The following is a 24,395-nucleotide window of genomic DNA, read 5'->3' as shown; positions in this document are numbered from 1 at the left end:
CTAGTCCAACAGCTCGTACAACCATAGTACGGTTGAGTTATGCCTTCCGCAACTTCAGGATCATCACCCACCCTGACTGAGATGCAGGCTGTCCTGTCCGTTCCAAGGCTTTCAACCTACCTCGCAGCGTGCAGTGGTGATTCCGACACTGCGGTGCAGCTCTATCTGTGGAATGCGGCCGCAGCGTCGTCGCTCATGTTACCAATGCACTTTGCCGAGGTCTCGACTAGGAACGTGGTAGCTGATGCACTGGAATCGGTATATGGGACCAGATGGCCATGGAATCACAGCTTTGAATTCAGTCTCCCGTCTCCACAACGTGGGTTCAATCCACGCAGTGAACTAGTGTCAGTCCGCTCCAGAGAAACCACGACTGGCAAAGTCGTTGCCGAACTGAAGTTCGTGTTTTGGCAAAAGATGTTCACGCAAAGGTTCGATGCACGTCTTTGGGATGGCCATATACTCTCGCTGTTCCCTAACTCGACAGCGACAGCTGACTCGGACCTCCGAGCTCGAATCTACTCGGATCTGGAAGTCATCAGAAAGCTGCGGAATCGCATGGCTCATCACGAACCGATTTTCGCCAGAAACCTCAGCGCCGAACTGGAGCAGATTCTGGATCTCATTGAACTGCGTTCGGTTGAAGTTGCTGCCTGGGTCCGGGCAAATGAGAAGGTCAGTCGTTCTCTGCAGACTAAACCTTGAATGGAACATAGCTTGGGGGCAGAATAAGAATGTAAATCATATTCTCGTTGTTGAAGTTGCCACGGAACTCAAGCCCGCTAACAATCGGCGATGGCCAACCATTCATAACTGGCTGGACAGATAGATTATTCAGAGGCGGGAGGCAACGGATTCCTCACAAGAATGGAATCCGACCGACTCATTAGAAACGCATTAAATTGAGTGACAATTGTCGACTCTTCAGTACCATCCATTGTCATGCACGTGTCGCGACAACGAAAGCCAGGAAGGGGTTTTGACAACTCGAATTGGTCGATAACGTCGACAGCGGGGTGACAAACGTTGAAAACTCTTGATGACTGTCCGGCATCGAATATGTCGCTGACCTGCGGCGATAGTTTCCTGGATGTATTGGGTCGGAGAATTTAGACCGCTTATCCGACGAAGCAATATCGGTTGGAATGGCCGGCTGATTGGCGGTAACCAAAAAATTGAGATGTGACTCACTCTTGACACGTGTTAGGTTCCCCTGTCATGCTTCCTAACACGAGTTAGGTAGTTGCAGGGAGGCAACATGAGTGACGTATCAAGACGACTGGCATTGAGTTTGCTAGGTGTTGGAGCGGTCGGTGCCGTCGGGGCAAGCTGGCCCCGACTGACTGGGGCTGACATCCCCGGAAGAGGATCGGAATCCCTCAATGTTGCCATCCTTGGCAATGCCCAAGATGCTGCGAGTCGAGTCAATTTGGTGAAGGCGTTTTCGGCAGCCAACCCAAACATCAAAGTCAGGATCCAGGCTATCCAAGGTGCTGACTGGGGGGACTTCTTTGCGAAGATCCTCACCATGGTTGCGGCAGGGACCTCCCCGGATGTGGTGTTGGTGGCGACCGAAGGTGCACAGCTGTTTGCGGAGCGGCTGGCCGAACCGCTGGACGCGTTCGTACAGCGGGACCAGCAAGAAATACAGGACTACTTCGATGATGTGCATCCTTCGTTGATTGAAGCGTTCATGTATCAGGGCAGCTTGTTCCAACTCCCGATGGATTTCAACAGCGCCAACATGTACATGAACACGGGAGCGTTTGAAAAGGCAGGCTTGGCGCGTCCGGGGGACCACTGGACGCACGACGACTTCTACAATTCACTAACGGCCATGAAGAAAACCGGTGGTAAGCAGTTTGTTCCGTATTACTGGACCAACAGGCTCTTCGGAGGAGTGGTGCCGTGGCTGTACGTCAATGACACGAGCTTCCTGAAGGAAACCCGCAGTACCGGCGGCAGTTGGTTTTGGGACAAGTTCTACGCGAACGATCCCACTCGCGGCATGCGCTCCGGAGGCTATCAATGGCTGGAACCCAACGCCGAGGACCCGCGTGTTGCGGAGAGCTTCGAATTCTTGCGTACCTTGGTGGCTGAAGGCCTGGGTACCAGCCCGGCCCAAGGCGGCGGCAACGAGCTGGTGGCGCAGTTCGCTTCCGGACTCATTGGCACAACTCCTGCAGGCGGCTATTGGGTCGAGGGGCTGCATGAGGCTGGTATGGCAGAAGATGCCTTCGACGTGCAGTTCTTCCCCAAGTGGCGCACCCAGCGGCACCAATTCGGTGCGGCCGGCTATGCCATCATGAAGACCTCCACCCGCAAGGACGAGGCCTGGGAATGGATCAAGTTCTGCGCCACCAAAGAAGCCATGGAATTGGCCATGCCATTGCCCACCACGACCCCGACCCGACGGTCCATGGTGAACGAGGCCCTGTATGCGGGTAAGGGGCCAGCCCACTGGAAGGTCTTCTACGACACATTGGACGAGTTTCCCAGTTCCGGGCCCATTCCGGCCCCGCCTCAGCAAGCCGCGGTTGAAAGTGCACTGATCAAGAATGTCCTGGGTGCCGTGACCGGATCCGCAGCCAATATTAAACCCGCCATGTCCACGCTGCAGCGTGACCTCGAGCTGGCGCTGAGGAGAAACTAATGTCAACCACAGTCAAATCATCCCCGGCTATTGCGTTGCAGCAAGTGCCCAATGCAAAAGGCCGTGGAAAGGAAAAGGGTGGCAGACGTCTCGCCGCGCTCTTTTTGGCACCGACCATCATTGGCATTACGATCTTCACGTTGGTCCCCATCGTCGCCTCACTGACGCTGGCGTTCTTCCGCTGGGACATCATCAGCACACCGGAATTCGTTGGTGTGGACAACTTCGTTTCCATCGGTGCAGACCCCACCATCCGCAGAGCATTCCTGAACACGATCGGCTTCGTAGCGGTGGCCGTGAGCTTACAGCTGACGGTATCCATCGGGCTGGCAGTTCTGATCCAGTCAAAGATGCCGAGCTGGCTGCGTACTTTCTTTCGTTCAGCGTTCTTCTTCCCGCTCGTTCTCTCAGCCGCCAGCGTGTCCATCATCATGTCTTACCTGTTCAATCAGAACTTTGGTCTGGTCAACCAGATCATTGGGTTGGTAGGCATCCCCGCAGTGCCCTGGCTGACATCCCAGGCAGGGGCCATGGTGGTGATCATCCTGGTGTACGTGTGGCAGAACTTCGGTTTCACCTTTCTGCTCATCATTGGCGGCCTGAGCTCCATCCCCGTCGAGATGTATGAAGCGTCCTCCATTGACGGTGCCACCGGCTGGAAGCAGTTCAAGAACATAACACTTCCGCTGCTGAGCCCAACCCTGCTGGTTGCGAGCGTCATGGCCATCATCTCGGCATTGCAAATCTTTGACCAACCGTATGTCATCACCCGAGGGGGTCCCGGGGACTCCACCCGCACCGCCGTCATGGTCATTTATGAAACGGCTTTCAAGCAGCTGGACTTCGGCCGTGCCTTTGCCATCGGCATCGTGCTGACGCTGCTCATCATGCTGGTGACAGCCGTCCAATTCCGCCTCTCACGACGCTTCGTGCACTACAACTAGGACAGTGCCATGACTACTCTTACCGAGAACGAAAGTACCGCTGCCCGCGGCCGTGGAACAACACCGGCTCCGAGCAGGAAGGGCCGTGTCTCCGGACGCACCGCTGGACGCGTCGCCATCCTCGTTGTCGCCACGTTCGTGACACTTGGCCCCGTCGTGTGGACTGTATTGACCTCCATGCGTCCACCCACCGAATCATTGGGCGCCGGTGGCTCCATCTTCTCCGGCGGCTTAGACTTCAGCTCCTACACGGATGTGTTCCAACAGGTCAACATGTGGCTGCTGATCTGGAACTCCGCACTTGTCACCGGAATCATCGCAGCGGGACAGATGTTCACTGCGGCACTGGCCGGCTATGTGTTTGCCCGTATCGACTTCAAAGGCCGCGGTTTACTGTTCAGTCTGGTGCTGGCAACCATGATGGTCCCCGTGCAGGTCACGATTGTTCCCGTATTCATGCTGATCCGTGGAATGGGTCTTTCAGACACCCTGCTGGCGCTGATTCTGCCAGCCATACCGACCGCATTTGGTACCTTCCTCATGCGCCAGTTCTTCATGGGCCTGCCCGGTGAGCTGGCTGAGGCTGCAGCGATCGACGGCGCATCCCCCTTCCGCACGTTCCGTTCCGTTTACCTGCCGCTGGCCTGGCCGGGGCTGGCCATTGTGGGCATCCTCGCCTTCAACTTCCACTGGAATGAATTCTTCCGACCCCTCATCATGACCATCAGTGAAGAGAACTTCACCATGCCGCTGGGGCTTGTCTCATTGCAGGGCAACATGGGAACAGGATCTGTCGCCACAGTTCTTGCCGGCGTGGTGCTGTCCATGATTCCGGCTTTGGTCGTCTTCCTCTTTGGCCAACGCTACCTGCGTGAAGGTCTGACAGCAGGAATTAACAAGTGACATCCTTCTGTCGCAAAATACCACCCCACCATCAAGGAGATATACCTGTGAGTAACATCGACCCCGCCTTCCCGGCATTGCACGGCCGCCCGGACCAGGGCTGGATCAACGACCCCAACGGCTGCATCAAGGTGGACGGCGTCCACCATTTGTTCTTCCAATTCAACCCGGACGCTCCTATTCACGGAAACGTTCACTGGGGCCATGCCACCTCGACCGATTTGGTCCGTTGGACCCAGCAACCCATCGCGCTGTACCCCCGCGAGGGTGCGGCCGACGCGGCAGGTGCATGGTCCGGCGTCGTGGCCTTGGATGGAGGGGTGCCTACGGCCTTCTACACGGGTATTGCCGAAAGTGAGCACGATTCACAGGTCATGACAGCCACGTCTGACAGGACGCTCCAGAAGTGGAAGCAGGAATCCCAGGGGATTCTAGGTATGCCGGATGAGCCAGGCATCGGAGATGTGCGCGACCCTTTCCTATTCACGTTCAACGGCAGTCAATACGCCATTCAGGGTGCCGGCTATGAGGACGGGACCCCAGCGATCCTGCTCTACCGCTGCCACAGCATGACCAAGTGGGAATACTTGGGGCCGCTGGTCACGGGCGGTGCCGGCATTGCCCAAGACTGGGCCCCTGCCGAAATATGGGAATGCCCCCAACTTTTCGAAGTCGATGAGCAGTGGATCCTGATGCTCTCACTATGGAACCGCGACGACCACGCACTAGACCGAGTGATCTACCTCTCCGGCGAGCTTAGCGAGGGCGGTGCCGGGCTCAAGTTCCTCCCCACCGCTGGTGGCTTCGTGGACTCGGGTGCCGCCTTCTACGCCCCACAGGTCGTGGCCGCCACGACGGCGGAGCCGCGCACACTGATGTGGGGCTGGAGCTGGGAAAAGTCCCGGCCCGAGGCCGACGTCCATGCGGCAGGGTGGGCCGGCGTGCTTACCTACGCCCGTCAGCTCTCCTTTCGCAACGGCGTACTTATCTCCGAGCCCGTGGCAGAGGTGGCCAGCCTGCGTGCGGGCGTCTTGTACGACGACGAGGGCGGTGCAGACGTGCCCGTCGACGAACGTGCGTTTGAAGTAGTCACTGCCGGCACTGCGGAGCTCGTCATTGTCGACGGCGAGACGCAGACTGTTGTGGCCTCCGTGGATGCCGGACAGATTTTAGTGGATGGCTCCCTCATCGAGATATTTGGCACAAACGCAGCCCCCGCCACGGAGCGGGTCTATCCCACGGCAACGTCCCGGTTCGAGATCCACGCCGCTGAATCCACCCGGGTCGCGGTCCACCGCCTGAGCTTGTAGCAGCCCCAGCGCGCATCGCAACAAAACCGCCAGAGGGCAGCAATACAACGAGAAGTAAACCATGAGGCAGAAATAGATCGGGTTTGCTAGAGAAACGACTCGCGTCCGCTACACCAAACCCAATATTGCCGGCGTCGACAGCTCACTTTGTCAGGCCGCACCGTCCGCCGTTTGGAGCGCAACGTGGGGTTGCACGAGATCGCTACGGCCAAGGTCGAGACCCAATAATCGACCTTGGCCAACGGCACGCCGTTCGTCCAAGATTGGCCCTTCGCAGGCGGCGGTGAAGTTGGACTGGTAAGCGATGCCGAGGTCATTCTCATAACTACAGGGGCCAAGCAGGAACCGGACCCGACCCGATTATCTTGACAGCTGGCGTTCTTGTCATCGAGCAGAAGATGCTCGAGCGCTTACCTGTCTTGAAACAGAACACCGCTTTCGGCTCGATGAAGAGCCCGTCCAAGGTGTTCACCGTGGTAGGCGGACGCATCACCGTCCTGGACCGTCGGGCCACAATAACGGTGCTTTAATACGCTCGGCCACGCTCGCTTTGGCTGCGGCCGTCCAAGTCGCGCAGCAAAGATTGCACGTGCTCACACAGTCATGAAATAGCGGTCTAGGGCTGAGCCAAACGGGACTGCGGATTTGAGGGGACGGACACCTCCGAAGAAGACAACCAGGAGCCTTGGGCGAAAATACTGGTGACAGTGGCGCAGTTGATGCCCTACTCACGGGCGAGAGTTGCTGTAGGTGCCGCGGCAGAGGGCTCGTTGGGGGATTTCTGGCGCTTGGTCAGCGGAGAAGGCTTTCCTGAGATCGCTATTGATGATCCGTTTTGCTGAGGGTGGTCCCTCAGCCGTGACATTCCCAGTGATTCCTTGTACGGAATCCGCGAACACTCCTATTTCGGAGGGTATATGAGGTATGCCAGAGACGAATCTTCACCGGTAGGGATACGGTTATCCTTCACGAACTCCATGCAAACGCCGCAGTGAATTTTACAAACCATTGATTGGAGATCATCGATCTGGCCGGCCAATCGGCCAGACTGTGTACGATCATATTTTGCAGCACAGACTTGGGCAAGACTGTGACCCCTGGTTGCATACACGGGAAGCGCTGCTGAGTATCCTTCAATGGGTTACGATGACCTCACACGAGTTAGGAATTGCCATGGCAAGAAAGGCCACGTCTCAAGATGTTGCGGACCGCGCACAAGTATCCCGCAGCGCTGTCAGCTTTGTTCTCAACGGTCGGGCCGACGGTAACATCGCCAAGGACAAGCAGAAAAGGATTCTGGCGGCGGCCAAGGAACTCAACTACACACCAAATGCCGTGGCACGTTCCCTGCAGAGCCAGCGCACCCACACGATAGGCGTAGTCACGGACTCAATTGCCGGAGGTGCTTTTGCCGGCAAGTTGCTCCAAGGCGCCAACAATGCAGCCTTTGCTGCTGGCTATCTGCTGCTCGTTATTGACACGCAAGGTGACGAGATCCGCGAAGACAAAGCGTTCCTCACCCTTCTTAACCGCCAAGTCGACGCCATGGTCTTTGCCACCATGAGTCTGCGGGCGCATTCTCCACATTCAGCCATGGGCAGCGTGCCATCTGTGCTTGCGAACTGTTTTGATCCTGCCGGCACCTTTCGATCCATCATTCCCGATGAGGTCTCCGGCGGTCGGACTGCAGTCCAAACACTGCTCAACGCCGGGCACCGCCAGATCGCTTACCTCTCCGGCAGCGGTGAACTGATAGCAACCGAACGCCGCACGCAGGGTGTTACTGAGGCCCTGTCCGCCGCGGGCCTACCACCTGCCGCAACGACCGTGACAGGCTGGGAGATCAATGATGGATTCCACGCCGCCATGCGCTTGTTCAACACCGGTGCTAAGCCCACGAGAGGCGTGTTCCAACCAACGGGCATTGTGTGCGCCAATGACCGCGTCGCGATGGGGGTCTTGCTTGCCTGTGGCCAGCTGGGGCTCCGGATCCCTCAAGACGTGAGTATCGTGGGCTATGACGACGACGAGCCACTCGCCAGAACAGCAGTGCCCGGTCTTACAACGGTGGCGCTGCCCCACAGCGAAATGGGTGAGAAAGCCATCGAGCTCTTGTGCCAGGATCTTGACCGGGGGATCAGTACCGAGCATGGTGAACCCATCATGATGGAGTGCCCCGTGGTCATCCGCGGTTCAGTGGCGCCCCCGGCGGCTCGTTAAACCAGGCCTGCCTTCACCCTGGGAAGCCCACGCTCAAGGATGATCTAAGCTCTAGGAGCCGTCCTGAATGTCCAGGGTTCTCAGCCCACTGAATGCGGCCCTGGTTTTGGGGCGCGTTGCTCAGTTGGCGCCGAAAGGAGTCAGCTTGGCCTAGATCGTTCATTCGCACGGTGGGGCTGGTCAACGCCGGGCCAGCGATCATCAGGTTGGATGAAGCAAAGGCTCTGACGTGGCCAGAGGCAGCGCGAAATTCGTCTTCGCGGGTTGCATTCGCTTGGACGGGGCTTTAGTTAGCAGGTGTGGGGCGATCAGGTATGAAAGGTCGTCACTTTCTAGACGCCGGATCTCGGCAATTTCAGCCAACAGTCTGTGCCGCACCAATGACACCAGCAGAATTGTGCAAGTGTGCTGGGACGATGGGCGTGGTTAGACGTATCTGCGGTAGAAATTCTCCATGCCGGACTGAGATTCCGCCGCCTATGATGATCAGATCGGGGGAGAACAAATACTCTGCATGCGATAGATATTGCTGGAGGCGTGAGGAGTATTCGTTCCAGCTCAGTCCTTCTTTTTCGCGAGCGAGGGCTGAGGTTGTGGTTTCGGCCTTGAGCCCATTCAACTGCAGGTGTCCCAGCTCAAGGTTGGGCACAAGGTTCCCGTCGACCACCAGTGCCGAACCAATGCCTGTGCCTAGGGTGAGGACTAGGACCATCCCGCGCTGTCCCTTTCCTGCGCCATGACTCGATTCTGCTAGGCCTGCGGCATCAGCGTCGTTGAGGACTTTGGCTGGTCGTTGGAGTGCCGTGCTTAGGAGACGCTCCACGTTGAGGCCAATCCATTCATCGCTGATGTTGGCCGCTGAGCATACTGTTCCCTGGCGAATGATGGCAGGGAAAGCGACTCCAGCGGCAGTCAGTGGTGATGGAGCGGTTTCCCAGGATTGAATATCCGTCATCACAGCGCGCAGGGTATTAGCAATGGCAGTGGGGGTGGCTGGCTGGGGTGTAGGCTGCTGTGCAATCGGGCTGACGAGGATCCCTGTAGACGTATCTACAACACCATATTTGATGGCCGTGCCGCCAATATCAATACCGATCCGGAGAGTGTTGTGGTTAGTTTTCTCCATGGGTGTTCCGTTCCTTGACGCAGTTCTTCATTGGATGGGTAACGTGCACTGCCGCTCGCGCAGATTTTGGGTGAGCGGCAGTGCGTAGCTGATGAGTTGGCGGTTTTAGACGAGCCAGGCCGTGGCGTCTGCCGGCAGCATTCGGCCTTCCAACGGTACGCTGCTTAGAGCTACTGTCCCTTCGGGAAGTTCGACGGCGGTGGTGCCGAAGTTAGTGAGGACCCTCCAGCCGTTGGGGCGATGGAAGTGCAGTACGTCAGGGTCGGGATGGGTCAGCCAGATCAGTTCCTCGGTTGTTTGTAGTGATCGACGCAGGGCCAGGGCGTTGCGGTACAAGTTCAGGGTGGAACCCTCATGTGAGTCTTGGACGGACACGGCGTGTTGGGCAAACCATGAAGGCTGTGGCAGGTGTGGCTGGGAGTTGCTGAAGCCAAACGATGTCTCTGAGCTGGTCCAGGGCAATGGTACGCGGCAGCCGTCTCTGCCCTTTTCAATACCCGTGTTGCGGAAGAACGCGGGGTCCTGCCGGTCGGCGTCGGGGACATCAGCCACTTCATGCAGGCCCAGTTCCTCTCCCTGATACAGGTAAGCAGAACCGGGCAGGGCCAGCATGAAGAGGGTTGCTGCGCGGGCGCGACGCAGGCCGAGGTCGCGGTTGAGCTCCGTCTCAGCTCCGCCTGCCAGGATCCAGTCCTTGCCGTCTTGGGTCTTTTCTGGATCTGGCAGGTTCGGTAGCCCGTAACGGGTGGCGTGGCGGACCACGTCGTGGTTGGAGAATACCCAAGTGGAGGATGCTCCGGTGGCGGCGGATTCAGCCAGATTTTTCGTTACGATCGAGGCGAAGGATTCTGCGTCAAAATCTGCCATGAGCAGGTCAAAGTTGAACGCCTGGCCCAAGCCTTCGGTGGAGGCGTAACGGGCGCGGCGGGACTGGTCCACCCATGCTTCAGCGACTGCGGTGCGTGGGGGGTTGTATTCGTTGAACAGGGCCCGCCATTCGGCATAAATTTCGTGGACGTCGTCGCGGTCCCACAATGGATTTGTGCCGTTGTTCAGCTTCTCGAGTTCGAGAATTTGGGCCTGGGACGGCAGTGGTTCACTCAGGTCCTTCATCAACGCGTGTGCCACGTCGATGCGGAAGCCATCAACACCTCGGTCTGACCAGAAGCGCAGTGTCTTGAGGAAATCGTCGCGGATCTCCCGGTTGTCCCAGTTGAAGTCGGGTTGCTCGGAGGCGAATAGATGCAGGTACCACTGACCGTCATCAACCTGGGTCCAGGCGGGTCCGCCGAAGACTGAGACCCAATCGGAGGGTGGGAGCTCGCCGTTGACCCCTTGGCCGTCACGGAAGATGTAGCGTGCCCGGGCGGGGGAGCCCTTGTCAGCTGCAAGTGCTTCTTGGAACCATGCGTGCTGGTCGGAGGAGTGGTTCGGGACGATATCCACGATGAGCTTGATGCCAGCGGCGTGCAAGGCTGCTGTCATCTGGTCAAAGTCAGCCAGGGTACCCAGCCTGGGATCAACGTTGCGGTAGTCGGCCACGTCGTAGCCGCCGTCGGCTAGTTCGGAGGGGTAGAAGGGGCTGAGCCAGACGGCGTCCACACCCAGTTCCGTCAGATAGGGAACCTTGGTGGTGATGCCTTTGATGTCGCCGAGTCCGTCAGCGTTCGCATCGTAGAAGCTGCGAGGGTAGATCTGGTAAACAGCGGCCTGACGCCACCAAGTGGCTTCATCCAGGGGCTGTGAGGTGGCGGGTAGGGCATGGAGTATCTCGGTCATGGTGTCCTTTTATTGTTGATGGTGTTCAGGTGGTAGCTGAGGGAAAGGTGCACGTGGGTAAATGCGTCTACTTGATTGCGCCTTGGGTAACGCCAGACATCACCCAACGTTGCGTGAACAGGTAGACCAGGATTGCGGGTGCCATCGCCATAAGGTAGGACGCGAAGGCGACGTTGTAGTTATTGCTGAACTGGGTTTGGAAGATCTTTTGCAGGACTGGCAGTGTCTGCATGGCGGCATCGGAGGTGATGAGCGAGGGCATCATGAAGTCGTTCCATGAGACGAGGAAAGCGAAAATGCCGACCGTTGCACTCATGGGCGCCAGCAGCGGAAATACCAATTGCCAGAACACCTGCCACGTTGACGCGCCATCAATCCGTGCGCTTTCTTCGAGTTCTTGTGGCAAAGAGCGAAGGAACGCGGTGAACAGCATGACGCTGAACGATAGCTGGAACATGACGTGCAGGATAGCTACACCGATTGGATTATCAAGGCCGACTATTCCGGTGAGCTTGACCTGTGAAAGCGCGAGTACCGGGAATGGCAAAAACATTGCGGCGAGAAGATAGAAAAAAGACCAGCGGAAAAATTTGCGGTCCCAATTGCGTGCGATAGCGAATGCCGCGAGGGCGCTCAATATGATTGTGCCAACCACGGTGATCGCGGTTACTACCAACGATATGGTGAAGCCGCGTGGGAAGTTGGTGAGGGTCCATGCTGTGGTGAAACCCTCCAAGCTGAAAGGAGCCGGCAAGGAGAATGCATTGCCGTCGACTGACTGTGCACCCGTTTTGAACGCCATAGTGACGCTCACGAACAGCGGAGCGATGACGGTAAGCGAGCACACGATCAGCACGATGGTCAAAAGTAGGCCGGGTCGGCGGCGCCCTATCCGCCGCCGGGTAGTGGTGGATCCGAGTTCGGTGTTGCGAGAGTTGCCAATGCCAGGAATCGTGTTCTCATGTTCGGCGCCGGGGCTGCCCTGTAGGGCGGGTGAGTTGGGTACTTGGTTGGTCATCAGAATGTCGCCTTTCCGCGCGTGATACGCAGTTGAATGAGTGCGATCACGAGCGCGATGAGGAAGAAGACCGTGGCGTTGGCCATCTGGTAGGCGTAGTCACCACTGGAGAAGCCGGAGAAGATGGTCATGGCAACGCTGCGGGTGGAAGTGCCAGGACCGCCGTCAGTCAAACCAACGATGATGTCGTAGGTATTGAGGAAATTCTTGAAACCGATCACGAGGTTGATCAAGACGTAGCCCGCCACGAGCGGCAACGTGATCAGGCGCAGCTGCTTCCACGGGGAGGCCCCGTCGAGCGAGGCGGCTTCATAGACGTCACCAGGCACTGACAAGACTCCCGCGATGTAGATGAGCAGCGCCGATGGTACGGCTTGCCAAGCTGTGACCACCACAATCGCAATCCAGGCAAGATCGGGGTTGGACAACACGCTGCTTGCCAGTGGTGTAAATCCGATTGATTCGGCGAAGGCAGGAAGCGAGTTAGAGAACAAAAAGTTGAACACGAACGCGATGATGATGCCTGACACGACCATCGGGAGCACGAACACGGCTCGCAGCGCGATCTTGCCTCTGATCCTTGAGGTAAGGGTGATAGCGAGCAGGAAAGCGATGACATTGACAGTAATAACGGTAACCAACGCGAATCCGATGGTAAACCAGTACGAGGTCAGAATTGCCGGGTCGGTCAGCATCGCGGCGTAGTTAGTGAGGCCAACGAACGACCACTCGCCGAAACCGATGGAGTCAGTGAAGCTGTAGAAGATACCCATGCCGGCCGGAAGTGTGATTGCGAGCGTGAAGAGGATGAGTGTCGGCAGCAGGAAAAGATGAAACATTGGATCGACGCGGCGTTTGCGCTTCGTCGTACCCGACACTTGCGCCGTCGACGACGCAACTCCGCGTGCCTCCGGGAGGGTGGGGGTCGAGATGGCCATGAGTGACCTTTCGTGAACAGTGGGTTTATCAGACTGAGAGGGAGAAGTTCTTGGGGTGCTCGGTCAGGACCGAAAGGCCAGACGTGCCCAGTCGGCGTCGATGGTGCGCAGCGTGTTATCAGGATCGGAGCCCAGCACGATGCCCTGTACATAATTTTGAAGCGGTATATTCTGCGGCAGTAGCTGCGATGCACCGAGCGAGAACGAGGCCTTGTCGTAGAATTTCTGCAGCTCAACAAGAGTGGGCTGACTAACAGCTGGTGCGTCCGTCGTTACACCGAAGGCGTTGTTGTCGGCGTTGTAGGCATCGATGATTTCTGGCTGCATGAGGAACGACACGAACTCTCGTGCTGCTTCCTTCTTGCGTGAGGCCTCCGGGATCCAGAGGGCGAGGTCTACGTTGACCCGCACCCGGCGCTCGTCGGGGTCCTCGGTCATCGGCAGTGGGAAGGCGCCTACGTCCAAGTCTGGCGCGGTTTTCGCTATCTCGCTCAGGGCCCAAGGGCCTTGGAAATACATTGCAGCGTTGCCTTTTGAAAAGTCGAGGTTCCCGTCGCCATAGCCACGGCTTGCGGCGTTTGGCTGCGAATACTTTGCGATGGCAAGCATCTGTTCCAAGGGCTTGGAGAAGTCCTTTTCGAACGAGGCGGCGGAGTTCAGTCCGACATCGGTACCCTGCTTCTTCAACTGGGTGAAGAACTCCTCGAGGTCTACCGAACCCCCTACGGAGTAATCAAACAGGCCCTGTGCGATGGTCCAGGGGTCTTTGAATGTGCTGTAGATCGGAGTGATCCCGGCGGCCGTGAGGCTATCGCAAACCGCGAGGAACTCCGTCCAAGTGGTGGGTACACTGAGGCCAAGATCGGCGAAAATCTCGCGGTTGTAGAGAACAGCGGCGACCATGAGTGAGTACGGCAGAACACTCGTCCGATCGGGGTAGCTCGCGGTCTGATCGATAATCGGTTGTAGGGCTGGATTGATTCGCTTCGCGGCCGGCAGGTCTGAGAGGTCGCTCAGAGCGCCGCGGTCCACGAACCGGGCGATCTCGAAGTTGTAGTTGATGCAGCCGACGTCTGGCGGATTGTTGCGCACGAAGCCTGCCGACAGGTTCGATGAAAAGTCATGCACCACACGAACCCGGTCCTGCGAGGCATGGAACTGCTCGATCAGATCATCGAAGTAGCCGATAACTTCGGGCTTGGATTGGAAGAAAGTGATCTCAGTGGTGCCGCCCGAGCGGGGGCTCGAGCACGCGCCGAGGCCGAGTCCGAGGCCGATCGACCCCGCTCCAAGGAGCAGGGATCTGCGCGTCAGCTCGCGCGGCAGAGGGGATTGCAAGAACACGTCGTTGTCTCCTGTGTGTTGTGGTGCGCGCGGATGCCGATGCGAGCGAGGTTGAGGGCGTGGAGTGGTAACTGCAATACTAAATTTAGGTACTAGATTTAGTGTTCTCGACAATATCCCCTTATCCTCGATATGGTCAAGAGCATGCAGCAGATTTCTCCGGCAGTGTCCCCTCACCTCGTACGTACTCTCAATGCCGGTCGACTGCTTCAATACGCTTGGGAAGCTGACGCTTTCACCGCTAGTGACGCTATAGAAGAAACTGGGCTCACTCGCTCAACCGTGCTGAGCGTGTGTGCCGATCTCGTTGAGCGTGGTTGGTTGCAGGAGCTCGCGGATGCCCGCACGGCTGGCCAGTACAGTCTGGGTCGGCCAGCGCGGCGCTATGCCTTCCGTCCCGGTGCAGGCGCGCTCGTTGGTGTTGACTCCGGTGAACACAGAGTTACGGCCCGTGTTACTGATCTGCGCGGCACCGAACTCGCCCGCGAGAGTCGCGAAATCGGTGCAGTGCTAGACACTGCAGACAATCGGTTGGCATTGACTGAAACGACCGTCGATGCGGCCCTCGCGACCGCAGGTGTGAGGGTGGATGCAGTACTGATCATTGTGCTCGGAGTGCCAGCGCCGACTGACGTTATCGGCGCCTCGCCCCAGGGTGCTGATGGTTTCTGGGCGCGGATGAACCCAGGATTCGCCGAGAAGTTCGCGCGGCGCGGCTGGAAGGTCATCGTGGAAAACGATGCGAACCTCGCTGCGATCGCCGAGGGTGCCGTGGGTGCTGGTGTTGGGGCGTCGTCATTTGTGTGCCTACTGGCCGGTGAGCGGTTTGGTGCCGGTATCATCGCAGATGGGGCGCTGGTTCGAGGCGCACACGGTGGTGCGGGGGAACTACATTTGCTGGACTACGTCGACGGTGTAGGCTCCGCCGACGGGCTCGCGCGGCTCGCCCGAACCTGGGCTGAAGAGGCTCGTGCATCCGGGGCGTTGGCGAGCACAGCTCTCGAGAAGGCATTCGAAGCTGAAGACGTTTTCGCCGCAGCGCGGGCCGGTGACGCCGAAGCTCTTGCCATCACAGCGCGCTTGGCGTTCTTGCTGGCCCGTGTCTGCGTGGTAGTCGGCGGGATATTGGACGCAGAACGCATCATTATCGGAGGTGCTGTTGCCCCTGCCGCCGCTGGCATACTCGACGACGCCGCCCTGCACCTGAAGGATTTGAGTCACGGTCCAGCGCCGACGCTCATTGCGTCCCCGCTCGGCAGCGAGGCCGTCGGGCTAGGTGCGATACACCAAGGACTCGCGTCCGTACGGTTAGACCCACTCGCATTCGAGCTCGCCATGCGTTGATGCGCCGTCATGGCGCCAGCACCCATTGGTTGTAGACGATCCGCGAATTTCCTCAGAGAAAAAGTGGACTCGTGCGGGCGCGCCGCACGAGTTGCACCCACGGCGCATTGCGGAATGTTCAGCTGACTCTTGGTGTCAGCCGTGAGTCAGTATTCCACTTTGGGACCGTAGTGCAGTCGCGAATCAGTTGCGCCAAATCAGATCGCACGATGATCCGTATGTCTGTTTCTGAGAGTTCGAAAACACGGGATTAGAACAAAAAGTCTTTGCCAGCATCCAAGCCGTGACCTTCAGACGGGTTTTGGGCTCAAACGGCCGATGAATGTAACCGACTCATTAGAAACGCATTAAATTGGACGACAAGTGGCGACTCCTCAGCAGCATGCATTGTCATGCTCCTGCCGCGGTAATGAGGGCCAGGAATGGCTTTTGAAAAGTCGAAATAGGCGATCGAGACGACAACGGGGGTATAAGCGCTGAAAACTGTCAGGAGGTGTTAGGGGCCAAATATACCGCTGACCTGCGGCGATAGTTTTCAGATTCGTTGGAGCGGACAATATCGACTGACTATCCCATGCGGCAGTATCGGTTCGAATGCCCTGCGGCCCGGTTTGCTGTTGGTGCCACATTCTTGGACTTCTGTTGTTCTGCTGGGTCGGCCCAAGGTTTGAATTAAAGAGTCAGCGAAACCCGGGGCAGTCCCGTCGAAAGAGCAAAGGAATTCCTGTAGCAAGGGGGATCCACTCTTCCGCAAGCCAATCTAGGTTGGTCCTAGCTGTTGAGGTTGCCGCCTGGCCTTTCATCACCTTGGTTGGAGCTAGATGTTTTGTCTCCGTCATCAGGTATGGCCACGAGGGAGCTCTTTTCATTCTTCATCGCTCTTCCCGGAGGGAAGGGAAGAAGCTTGCGTCTAGCTGCCCGCATCCTGCAAAGTTGGCCATGCCCGCGTCCGCAGCTCTATCTGAGAAGCGAGTAGGGGTGGTATCCCAGAAATTGGGCTCCTTCAAGGCCAAGAGGATGCTCTCCGGCTGAGATATTGTCGCGGTTGGGGACCAAATGACCTTGTGCAAATGACAGGTTTAACGCGGTATTTCAGATAGATGCGCCTGGGATCAATCATCTGATGTCACTGGACAAGGGATCGCATGGCAAGCATGATTCTGCGTATAGAGGGCTGCTGATTCACAGTCCTACCTGCCACTACCCGGAGGAATGTCGGTGTGCTCGGATAAGTTGAGAGGGACCTCATCGGTGTTTAAGGAAAGGAAAAGGAATGGTTGATGGAAGTAGTCACGTCTCGGAGTCTTGGCTGGTCATGACTGACTTGGGTATACGGTTTGGCTGGAATTCGAATGAGGTCGGCCTCTGCCTACGATTTATGGGCCTTCGCGACGCAGAAGGCCCTGGTGCGGCACCTGCATTGGAGATGGGGCTGGCCCGTGAGCAACCTGATCTCGATGGGAAGGGTATTCCCTTCGTTCGCCTTTTGTGGGACGCCGAAGTTCTCATCCCCGCGATGTCTGAATTTATCGAACAAAACGGTGGACTGGTGTCGGTAACTGAGAATCTCAGAGATGAACTAAAGGCTCGCAGGGTTTCTGTAACTCCTCGCGCCAAGAAAAGCGGCTCCTCTCGTCAGGCTGTCCAGGAAGGGGCACCTGATAGCAACCAATTGCTCTTTCTCATCCAGGAGTTGACAACAAAGGTCAACATGCTCGAGCTTGAAGTGAAAAGGCTGGGGGAACTGCGCTCGGCGTAGTCACTTGGAGGTGATCAACTAAATCGGTCGGCGCAGGATGTGCTGTTCGGTGTCTATAGCGCAGAGGTTGAAACAGTCACCGACGCGTCTTATCGCTGGCGTCGCGGGTATCCCTCAGTGACGTTTTCGACGGTTACAAAACGTCCATGACCAGCGTGAATTGTGCCAATTAGCCAATGTACGCATCGGGGTCTTGGGCACCCTTTCGGCGAGTGAGGCGGCGTGAAGACTGCCCGCGATGAATCAGGAGTAAAATGGAAAGCAAAGTAGGACGATTTACGGTTCATGAACGAAGATGTTCACCAGTTTGATGACAGTTCCCACCACGTCACTCAAAACTCATACTTTTGAAGGCAGACTAGCCATTATTTAGTATCTTGCATTGTTGCAAGCAAGTCACGAATGAATAGGCCTAAACGGCCTAATGGCAGCTCGATATCGACCCATGATCGGCAAGCGGGGCTATTAAATGTTGATAACTATCGAGAGGTATTGAGAACTCGACATGCTCTGAGCTGCGGTGATAGTTATCGTTGTTAGTTCGGTGCGTTTGTAATTCTGAGCGATAGGAGCGGGCTGTTTCGGTTCGAATGCTCTGTGTTTCCATCCTGTGATGTCTCGGGTCATAGTTCCCACTTGTTGTGGGGACGAAATAGTGACACCTCGGTCTTCGGACTGGGGTGTTTCTTTTTTTGATTTCGCTTCTTATGCAAGTCCCAGGGACCACGTCCTGGATCCCCATGCCGCGCCCCACAAGCTTTTAGGCGCAGCAGCCCGTCACCAGATGCCAGACCAGCACCATAGCCGCCTCCACTCTGGTCAAAAGCACGTACTAGAGACAAGCACATAACTCATATGGGAACTATGTCCTGACATCACACATTAAAGACGGCAGTACCAAAGTCCTGCGTAGGTCTTTGATTACGCGCCAGAACGCATACATCAACAGTTCAAGCTTCCCCTTAGGCAGCGAAAGACAGGAGTGCGAGCAGAAGTATAGGGAGCCGTGTTGCGGCCGTGTGGGCAGGACGAAGCTTTATGACCTTACGTGCAAACGCCTGAATTTTATGTGTTGTAGTTATTCTCATGATGACAATTCTCAAAGGCTGCCTTCTATTAGCAACCGACCCAGACCAGATTGCTCTCCGCAGCGCCGTAGCTACCGAAAGAACCGCAGACTGGACCTTTTGGCTGGCCATAGGAACCTTCGGACTGCTGGCTGGTGCCATAATCGCGGCCATCTTTGCCTTGCTCACCTGGCTATCAACTAAGGGACAGCTCGAAGCTGCAACAACACAACTGGCTTTGGCCAAGACCGCCCGTCATCAGGAAGAAGCCGACAATGTATCAGCCTGGCTTGCCTTTGATGGAACAGCCATGGATATCTACGTTCGAAACGGCAATGCTGGTCCTGTCTACGATGTGACTTGCCTGATAGAAGCCAAGCCTAATGACACGAGCTCGACGCCGACGGCTGAGATTCATCGGTGGGTGAGTATGGCTGTGGCACCGGCACAATCGGCTGGCGCAAAGGACAAGCAGGAAACGCTTTATAGCCCTGGTTATGTGCTCGACCAGATCCGAGAGGGTGAGAGAATCAGCCTTGCCGGCACGATGACGGGCGCACCGTTAGAGTCTCCGGGCGATTGGGTTGCTTGGGACGGTAAGCCCGCAACAAAGGGCCTCGTCGTTAGTCTCACATTCCGCGACTCAGCCGGTGCAAAATGGAAGCGAGACTGGGCCGGAAAGCTCAGTGAGATCAACGAAACCTCATGAACTAACTGGCCCGACCAGCTCCGGCCCGCCACCATTGAATGGGGGTATGGTGGAACTGCAGGGTCTCTGACACCGGTGTAGAAGCTGCCGAGGCTGCGCCCATCAATGTCTTGGTCGGCATCTAAACATTCGCCCCAGAAAAATGGTCTGGCGGTTGAACGGTTCTCGGGTGCATCCGGAAGCAAGGCACGACGTAGGGGTCTCGGTAGTAGTGGAACAGGATTGAACGCTAATCGGGGTCCAAGGAAGATTCGCTCGGAAATTCTCTAAGTCGTTCCACAGCGACAGAACCCACCCTGATGGGAACGCACCAAGTCTTGCAGGGGGAAGGGCTACCGGGCGTGTTTGTGCAACTGGGTTGATGGCAGACGAGTAGCTAGCCGCGTTTAACATCCCCAATACAAACTGTTCTTGACGCTTATGACGCTGATCATTCAACTCGCTGACTTCGAAGCCCCTTCCCTCAGAATCTTCTGGGAAGCGTAGGGTCTGACCAAGGTTTAGTTGACACCGCCTTGTCATTCCCTAGGCCGTAAAGTTTCACCAATCCTTACGAATTGCATGTATGCAAGAGGAAGCCACGGTGTCTTTCGTCCCGCTACTTGGAATCTTCGCCTCAGAGGCAGGCGCACTGCATGACCTGAATAGCAGCAGCGGTCCGAAGCTGGCCGCGTTCTACCGCAAATCTGCCCGGTAACTGGGGGTACGGGCGTCCGCTCAAGAGTGCTATATTCGTTGCCGTGGCCAAGCAAAAATTTGGTGCTGCAGAAGACTGCAACTATGGGGGAATGAATGACTTTGGTGCTTGAAGCGTATGGTTTTGATGATGTGCCTGCCGAGGAAGATTTATTGTCCATTTCCTCGTATATCAACGGACTGGTCAAATTCATCAACAAATGCCCGTCGCCCATGACCGTTGCTGTTCAGGGCAGCTGGGGAACCGGCAAAACCAGTGCCATGCTCCAGATCAAGCGGAAACTCGATGATCCGAGTTCGCGCATCAAAACCATCTTCTTCAATACATGGCAATACTCGCAATTTGATCTTGGTGAGAATCTTGCCATTAGCATGCTCAAGGTGATCGCGGACGGGATGACCAAGGGAACAACGGGGGAGGAGGCAAAAAAGTTCGCGCCTTTCCTTAGTTCAATTAGGAAAATGGGGAAACTTTACGCCATCAATCTCATCCCCGCCGCGGCAGAACTGGTGGGTGGCGGCATAGCTGGCACAGCGGTTCGTGCGGCCGTGGCGACCGGAACAGACATGGTAAGCCAAGGACAGGAGCCTGAAGAGCTCGACGGCGTAGCAGTGTTGTCCTCCCTGCGTGAGGAGTTTGCGGCGGCTGTCAAAGAGTCCGGGCAACGACTTGTGGTCTTTATTGATGACCTAGACAGGCTTGCCCCAGGCCGAGCCATTGAGGTAATGGAAGCCATCAAGGTCTTCCTAGATGTGCCCGATTGTGTCTTTGTGCTGGCCATCGACTTCGACGTTGTCAAGATGGGCGTGCAGGAAAAGTATGGCAAGGATGTCTCTGAGCGGAAGGCCCGTTCCTTCTTTGACAAGATCATTCAGGTGCCCTTCCACATGCCCGTTGCGCGGTATGAAATGACCAAGTTTTTCCAGCAGGGACTTAAGCGTGCAGGGATAGATGCTGGGCCGGAAAAGATGGCGACCTACCTCCAGCTGTCCGAAGTTTCAGTGGGCTCAAACCCGCGTTCCACCAAGAGGCTCCTGAACACCTTCATGCTTCTCATATCAATTCTGGATTCCACGGGTTCTGGGCAAGCCGAGAACGGGACACAGGCTGATGCGTACCTGCACCTCTTTGGTGTGCTGTGCCTGCAGACCGCGTTTCCGGAGGCTTACAGCGCGTTGGGAGAAAAGAACATCACTTCCGACCCTGCTGAAGAATTCATCCGGGTATTTGAAGGAGACGACGACGGAAAGTTCCTCAACTGGGGAATTCCAGAAAGTGAAATTGCCCTGCTGGAGCGGTTCTTGGAAGAATTGAAACAGGCGTTTACAGTCGGAACTGAATTCTCTGCAGAAGCCTTCAACAAAACGTTTAGCCAGTCAACCATCACCAGTATTGCCGCCGGGACCATGACCAAAAGCCCCTATGCAAGAACCTTCGACTCCGCACAGCGACGAACCAACGCCCTGAGCAAGAGTTCACCGTGGTTGGTTGACTTGGCCTTCCAGTTTGAGCGGGAGTTCAGCGGCAGGGACGACGCATTTGCCGCCCAGACGAATCCGCTGGAGTGGACCGTACGGTTGATCCAGAAGGGGAGGCGATTGGGGCTTCTATCCATCCGGGCCAAGGGCTTGCGGCTGGTAGTCGAGCTCAAGAACGGAATCACCCCCGGCTCTACGCCTGAGCAGATGGCTGGCGGCATCCACGCAGCTTTGGTAGAAGCACTGGGTGCCCGGTCAGGTTCGGATCATCTGGTTGGACCAATCATCCGTGAACCTGCAACGAGGGACGGGAAGTACTTTTACGTAACCATCGAAAAGATCACCGCGGCCGAACACGTGACGCTAATCGCGCAAGCATTGAGGGCATACTACCCGCAAGAAGTTACAGCATAGTCAATGAGTCATCGGCGGGGGAATGAGGTCACAGTGACAATCGAATGGCCGCCATTGCCTCGTACGGATGGCCCCTGACTGGGTGCAGCTTCCCGACGGCGTTAAGTGCGTTGCGCCTGCAGGTGTCCCTGGCGAAAATCTCTGGTCGAACGAAAATGCACAATTTGTCATCGAAGGGCCGCCCGCCAGTGAAGACTCACCGGGATGTACACCGGAAACCCTAGAGACATTCTTCGCCCGAGCGTGGTGATAGCCCCAGTTTGTATTGAAAGTCCACGTTGATGACCCGTGCTCCCTCAGGGCACTGTACACATTCTTACTAAGGACCAGGTCTTTTGACCGGTGAGGTAACTGGTGTGGGGTGCCAGCCGCGGGTTCTGATGATGTAGCGCAGGGTGCGGCTGGTTCTTGGTTATCTCTATGGGATGCTGGAGGTGTTCGCAGAGCTCGGCGATGGCTTGGGCGGCCCGCCGTGCTGGCAGGGGGTCAAGGGTGACCGTCGGGCCATAAAACAGTTCCGATTGACGGTCGCAACGCGGCCAGGATCAGCGTGTAGTGTGCCAACAAGTCAGTACCAGCGTCGGTGCAACAACGAACGGATCCGTGAACATTGCGGCTTGCGAGCTGAATATGATGAATCAAGAGTAAAATGAGCGATACAGCATTTGGGGCTGATTGGCTATGCTCGGGTTGTCCATCGGTCAGGCGGAAGTTCCCACCACGTCATACAAAACTCATACTTTTGAACACGCAACAGCGACTATTTAGTATCTTGCATTATTGCAATCACATCATGCAGGGACAGGCCAAAACGACTTATTGGCAACACCGAATGGATCGACGCTTCGCAAGCGGGGATATAAACGTTGATAACACCTGATAAGTGTGCGGTGCTGAACATGCCTCTGACCTGCGGCGATAGTTTTCAGCTTGAACTGGATCGCATGATTTCACCCGTCTATCGCATGAAGCAATAACGGTTCGAATGCTCGGTGGTTCCCGGCGGTTGAATGTTGCTCTGACATGGGCTGATGCGTTGCGCCGTGGGCGCCGGACGGAGCCCGCGGTGGGGTAACTCATTCAAGTGGGAAATCCTGATGAGGAGCGGTCTTCGGCGCTGAGGCGCTCATTTGGGTGAGGTCGATAGGAATTGTGGCTACGTGCCTGCCACCTATCGTCGTCAAGTGGCGTGCTGTGAAGTTGAGAATAATTGGGCCTGAACGTACGTGTCAGTTGCCTGCTATTACACCGGATGTCACCGCGGAACGCGTGGTTGGAGAGTGCTTTGTTATGCCCGGATTCAGTCTTGCAGTGACATTTTCAGTCGTTCGACTCCGTCTTTTGCTTCGGGTAGCAGTGCCATCCACTCTGGCTTGGTCGCCAGGTTTCCTAGCATGTTGGCCATGTGGTTCCGGGAAGCTGGCTGGTAGTGGTAGCCGCGAAGGTCGCGCGCGGTTACTACCGTAGCCAGAGTAAGGAAGTCGGTGACGTGTCGTTCGCGGCCGGGGTCGTCCATGATTGCTAGGGCGGCGGCTTTTCCGATAAGGGTTCCCATGAGCGAGGGGCGGTTCACTTTGCCGACTGACTCGCCGGCTTCAACTTCTACGACTTCGCTCTGATCGATAGCCTGTTGGACGGCAGGGGCTGCGATCGTGGTTCCTCCGGTAGCGCCCGGGCGGTTCTCGCTGCGTTCTCCCGTGAAGCGAGGGATGAGTACGTCGACGACTGCCTTCTCTCGTAGCCATCGGTGTTGGTGGCCCGTCAGTGATTCCCCTGCTGAGGTGAATCCCAGCTGAAGGAGCGTTGCTGTGAATGTGTTGAGGTGGTGGGGGTAGGTGCGGATGTCCAGTGCAAAATCTGCATCCTTGGTAGGTCGAGGTGTTGTCGCGCCGCGCTCGACTGCGTGAAGGTATACCGATTGGCCTCCTACAAGAACCCAGCCAAGGGGGAGTGCTTCGTAGATTTCGAAGATGGCGCGCCATGATTCTTCTTGTTCGGGAAGCATTGCTGGAAGTCTAATTGCCATTGAGGACGCTCCTGATGATGGAATTGGCGGCTGATTGTTCGCGGGGTCCTGGGTATTCGGCCAAGTCCATGGCGGCAAACAGTGCTGGAATCTCTGCGGGGAGTTTGTCGAGGACGTGCAGGATGACGTTGGCTTTCTGGCGGTTGTTTGCGGGCACAAGAAACCATTCTGATCGGAGCCGGCCGAGCTCGCTTTTTGAAATGTAGGCTTCGAGTTCGTTGCCTGGCAGCAGCCCGGCCCTCGGGTCGGAGATGCCTGAAAGCTTGATCCTGGGGTCTTCCCGCAGCTCGGAGATGTCAGAGTCACTGACCGAGAAGCTCAGCACTGGCGCCCGGGCTGCAAACCATGACTGAAGTTGGCTTTTTGGGTCACTGTGGACAAGGAGGTTCCTGATATGTTTCTGCAGGCGAAGTTTCTCGACGGCGCTCAGATCAGAAGGCTCTTTGCCTTCTATGGCTTGGGCTAGGACCATGGCGTTCTTGGCTGACATGGGTCGCCCGGGAGATTTGACCCATACTTTGCTGGCGAGGGCACTCTCGTCGATAACCCAACGGCTGCCCACTTTTTGAGCTTCCAGGCGTCCGTCATGAATGAGTTTGAGTACCCGCTCCGGGCGGACGCCCATTCGCTTCGCTACGTCGTGCACTCCAAGGATCATTACACAAT

At 56.7% G+C, this 24,395-nt stretch carries 18 protein-coding genes; 11 read left to right on the top strand and 7 right to left on the bottom strand.

The annotated features are described in order from the left end of the window. Positions 1-39: 39 nt before the first annotated feature. The 7 genes from RY113_RS13205 to RY113_RS13175 all read left to right on the top strand — a co-directional run bounded on the left by RY113_RS13205 (position 40) and on the right by RY113_RS13175 (position 8,030). Positions 40-705, top strand: a complete 666-nt coding sequence (locus RY113_RS13205) for a hypothetical protein (RefSeq protein WP_211320874.1) — start codon at positions 40-42, stop codon at positions 703-705. A gap of 553 nt (positions 706-1,258) precedes the next feature. Then, positions 1,259-2,653, top strand: a complete 1,395-nt coding sequence (locus tag RY113_RS13200; protein ID WP_110502041.1) for an extracellular solute-binding protein — start codon at positions 1,259-1,261, stop codon at positions 2,651-2,653. Next, positions 2,653-3,597, top strand: coding sequence for a carbohydrate ABC transporter permease (locus RY113_RS13195; protein WP_110502040.1), 945 nt, complete (start codon positions 2,653-2,655; stop codon positions 3,595-3,597). The genes RY113_RS13200 and RY113_RS13195 overlap by 1 nt, the downstream gene beginning before the upstream one ends. A gap of 9 nt (positions 3,598-3,606) precedes the next feature. Continuing rightward, on the top strand, positions 3,607-4,500 hold the full coding sequence (locus RY113_RS13190) for a carbohydrate ABC transporter permease (protein ID WP_315914919.1): 894 nt from the start codon (positions 3,607-3,609) through the stop codon (positions 4,498-4,500). A 47-nt stretch (positions 4,501-4,547) separates the two neighbouring features. After that, a complete protein-coding gene (locus tag RY113_RS13185) occupies positions 4,548-5,810 on the top strand; it encodes a glycoside hydrolase family 32 protein (protein WP_315914918.1) in 1,263 nt (420 codons plus the stop codon). 365 nt (positions 5,811-6,175) lie between these two features. Beyond that, a complete protein-coding gene (locus RY113_RS13180; RefSeq protein WP_154604940.1) occupies positions 6,176-6,340 on the top strand; it encodes a hypothetical protein in 165 nt (54 codons plus the stop codon). A 643-nt stretch (positions 6,341-6,983) separates the two neighbouring features. Beyond that, positions 6,984-8,030, top strand: a complete 1,047-nt coding sequence (locus RY113_RS13175) for a LacI family DNA-binding transcriptional regulator (protein WP_170133202.1) — start codon at positions 6,984-6,986, stop codon at positions 8,028-8,030. Between the two features lie 355 nt (positions 8,031-8,385). On the opposite strand, the gene ppgK is transcribed toward RY113_RS13175, so the two are convergent. The 5 genes from ppgK to RY113_RS13150 form a co-directional block, all read right to left on the bottom strand. Then, positions 8,386-9,156 carry a polyphosphate--glucose phosphotransferase gene (ppgK, locus tag RY113_RS13170; RefSeq protein WP_154604941.1) on the bottom strand — a complete coding sequence of 257 codons (771 nt, stop codon included), beginning with the start codon at positions 9,154-9,156 and terminating at the stop codon, positions 8,386-8,388. 105 nt (positions 9,157-9,261) lie between these two features. After that, positions 9,262-10,935 carry an alpha-amylase family glycosyl hydrolase gene (locus tag RY113_RS13165; protein ID WP_315914917.1) on the bottom strand — a complete coding sequence of 558 codons (1,674 nt, stop codon included), beginning with the start codon at positions 10,933-10,935 and terminating at the stop codon, positions 9,262-9,264. A 67-nt stretch (positions 10,936-11,002) separates the two neighbouring features. Then, complete coding sequence (locus tag RY113_RS13160; protein WP_154604943.1) at positions 11,003-11,953, bottom strand: carbohydrate ABC transporter permease; 951 nt, start codon at positions 11,951-11,953, stop codon at positions 11,003-11,005. After that, a complete protein-coding gene (locus tag RY113_RS13155; protein WP_110502032.1) occupies positions 11,953-12,891 on the bottom strand; it encodes a carbohydrate ABC transporter permease in 939 nt (312 codons plus the stop codon). Before RY113_RS13155 ends, RY113_RS13160 begins: the two co-directional genes overlap by 1 nt. Positions 12,892-12,954: 63 nt before the next feature. After that, positions 12,955-14,235, bottom strand: a complete 1,281-nt coding sequence (locus tag RY113_RS13150) for an ABC transporter substrate-binding protein (protein ID WP_230085456.1) — start codon at positions 14,233-14,235, stop codon at positions 12,955-12,957. Between the two features lie 144 nt (positions 14,236-14,379). On the opposite strand from RY113_RS13150, the gene RY113_RS13145 reads away from it, so the two are divergent. The 4 genes from RY113_RS13145 to RY113_RS13130 all read left to right on the top strand — a co-directional run bounded on the left by RY113_RS13145 (position 14,380) and on the right by RY113_RS13130 (position 21,703). Next, on the top strand, positions 14,380-15,579 hold the full coding sequence (locus tag RY113_RS13145) for an ROK family protein (RefSeq protein WP_315914916.1): 1,200 nt from the start codon (positions 14,380-14,382) through the stop codon (positions 15,577-15,579). A 1,273-nt stretch (positions 15,580-16,852) separates the two neighbouring features. Then, a complete protein-coding gene (locus RY113_RS13140) occupies positions 16,853-17,338 on the top strand; it encodes a hypothetical protein (RefSeq protein ID WP_154604945.1) in 486 nt (161 codons plus the stop codon). A gap of 1,086 nt (positions 17,339-18,424) precedes the next feature. Beyond that, positions 18,425-19,114: a hypothetical protein gene (locus RY113_RS13135; protein WP_315914915.1), complete on the top strand. Its 690-nt coding sequence runs from the start codon at positions 18,425-18,427 to the stop codon at positions 19,112-19,114. Positions 19,115-19,906: 792 nt separating this feature from the next. After that, complete coding sequence (locus RY113_RS13130; RefSeq protein WP_154604946.1) at positions 19,907-21,703, top strand: P-loop NTPase fold protein; 1,797 nt, start codon at positions 19,907-19,909, stop codon at positions 21,701-21,703. 1,300 nt (positions 21,704-23,003) lie between these two features. On the opposite strand, the gene RY113_RS13125 is transcribed toward RY113_RS13130, so the two are convergent. Further along, positions 23,004-23,729, bottom strand: coding sequence for a hypothetical protein (locus tag RY113_RS13125; RefSeq protein WP_315914914.1), 726 nt, complete (start codon positions 23,727-23,729; stop codon positions 23,004-23,006). Beyond that, complete coding sequence (locus RY113_RS13120; RefSeq protein ID WP_315914913.1) at positions 23,719-24,387, bottom strand: helix-turn-helix domain-containing protein; 669 nt, start codon at positions 24,385-24,387, stop codon at positions 23,719-23,721. Before RY113_RS13120 ends, RY113_RS13125 begins: the two co-directional genes overlap by 11 nt. Between the last annotated feature and the right edge of the window lie 8 nt (positions 24,388-24,395).

The organism is Arthrobacter sp. lap29 (genome assembly GCF_032458965.1).
GTDB classification, from domain to species: Bacteria; Actinomycetota; Actinomycetes; order Actinomycetales; family Micrococcaceae; genus Specibacter; species Specibacter psychrochitiniphilus.
The sequence above is the reverse complement of the archived record's forward strand: the minus strand, read 5'-3'. Positions and strand labels throughout refer to the sequence as shown.

Bases quoted from the DNA above. Each gene is read 5' to 3' on its own strand.
- RY113_RS13130 (WP_154604946.1), top strand. From the start codon at position 19,907: ATGACTTTGGTGCTTGAAGCGTATGGTTTTGATGATGTGCCTGCCGAG.
- RY113_RS13165 (WP_315914917.1), bottom strand. From the start codon at position 10,935: ATGACCGAGATACTCCATGCCCTACCCGCCACCTCACAGCCCCTGGAT.
- RY113_RS13140 (WP_154604945.1), top strand. From the start codon at position 16,853: ATGGTTGATGGAAGTAGTCACGTCTCGGAGTCTTGGCTGGTCATGACT.
- RY113_RS13160 (WP_154604943.1), bottom strand. From the start codon at position 11,953: ATGACCAACCAAGTACCCAACTCACCCGCCCTACAGGGCAGCCCCGGC.
- RY113_RS13190 (WP_315914919.1), top strand. From the start codon at position 3,607: ATGACTACTCTTACCGAGAACGAAAGTACCGCTGCCCGCGGCCGTGGA.
- RY113_RS13175 (WP_170133202.1), top strand. From the start codon at position 6,984: ATGGCAAGAAAGGCCACGTCTCAAGATGTTGCGGACCGCGCACAAGTA.
- RY113_RS13135 (WP_315914915.1), top strand. From the start codon at position 18,425: ATGATGACAATTCTCAAAGGCTGCCTTCTATTAGCAACCGACCCAGAC.
- ppgK (WP_154604941.1), bottom strand. From the start codon at position 9,156: ATGGAGAAAACTAACCACAACACTCTCCGGATCGGTATTGATATTGGC.
- RY113_RS13200 (WP_110502041.1), top strand. From the start codon at position 1,259: ATGAGTGACGTATCAAGACGACTGGCATTGAGTTTGCTAGGTGTTGGA.
- RY113_RS13205 (WP_211320874.1), top strand. From the start codon at position 40: ATGCCTTCCGCAACTTCAGGATCATCACCCACCCTGACTGAGATGCAG.
- RY113_RS13120 (WP_315914913.1), bottom strand. From the start codon at position 24,387: ATGATCCTTGGAGTGCACGACGTAGCGAAGCGAATGGGCGTCCGCCCG.
- RY113_RS13125 (WP_315914914.1), bottom strand. From the start codon at position 23,729: ATGGCAATTAGACTTCCAGCAATGCTTCCCGAACAAGAAGAATCATGG.
- RY113_RS13145 (WP_315914916.1), top strand. From the start codon at position 14,380: ATGCAGCAGATTTCTCCGGCAGTGTCCCCTCACCTCGTACGTACTCTC.
- RY113_RS13155 (WP_110502032.1), bottom strand. From the start codon at position 12,891: ATGGCCATCTCGACCCCCACCCTCCCGGAGGCACGCGGAGTTGCGTCG.
- RY113_RS13195 (WP_110502040.1), top strand. From the start codon at position 2,653: ATGTCAACCACAGTCAAATCATCCCCGGCTATTGCGTTGCAGCAAGTG.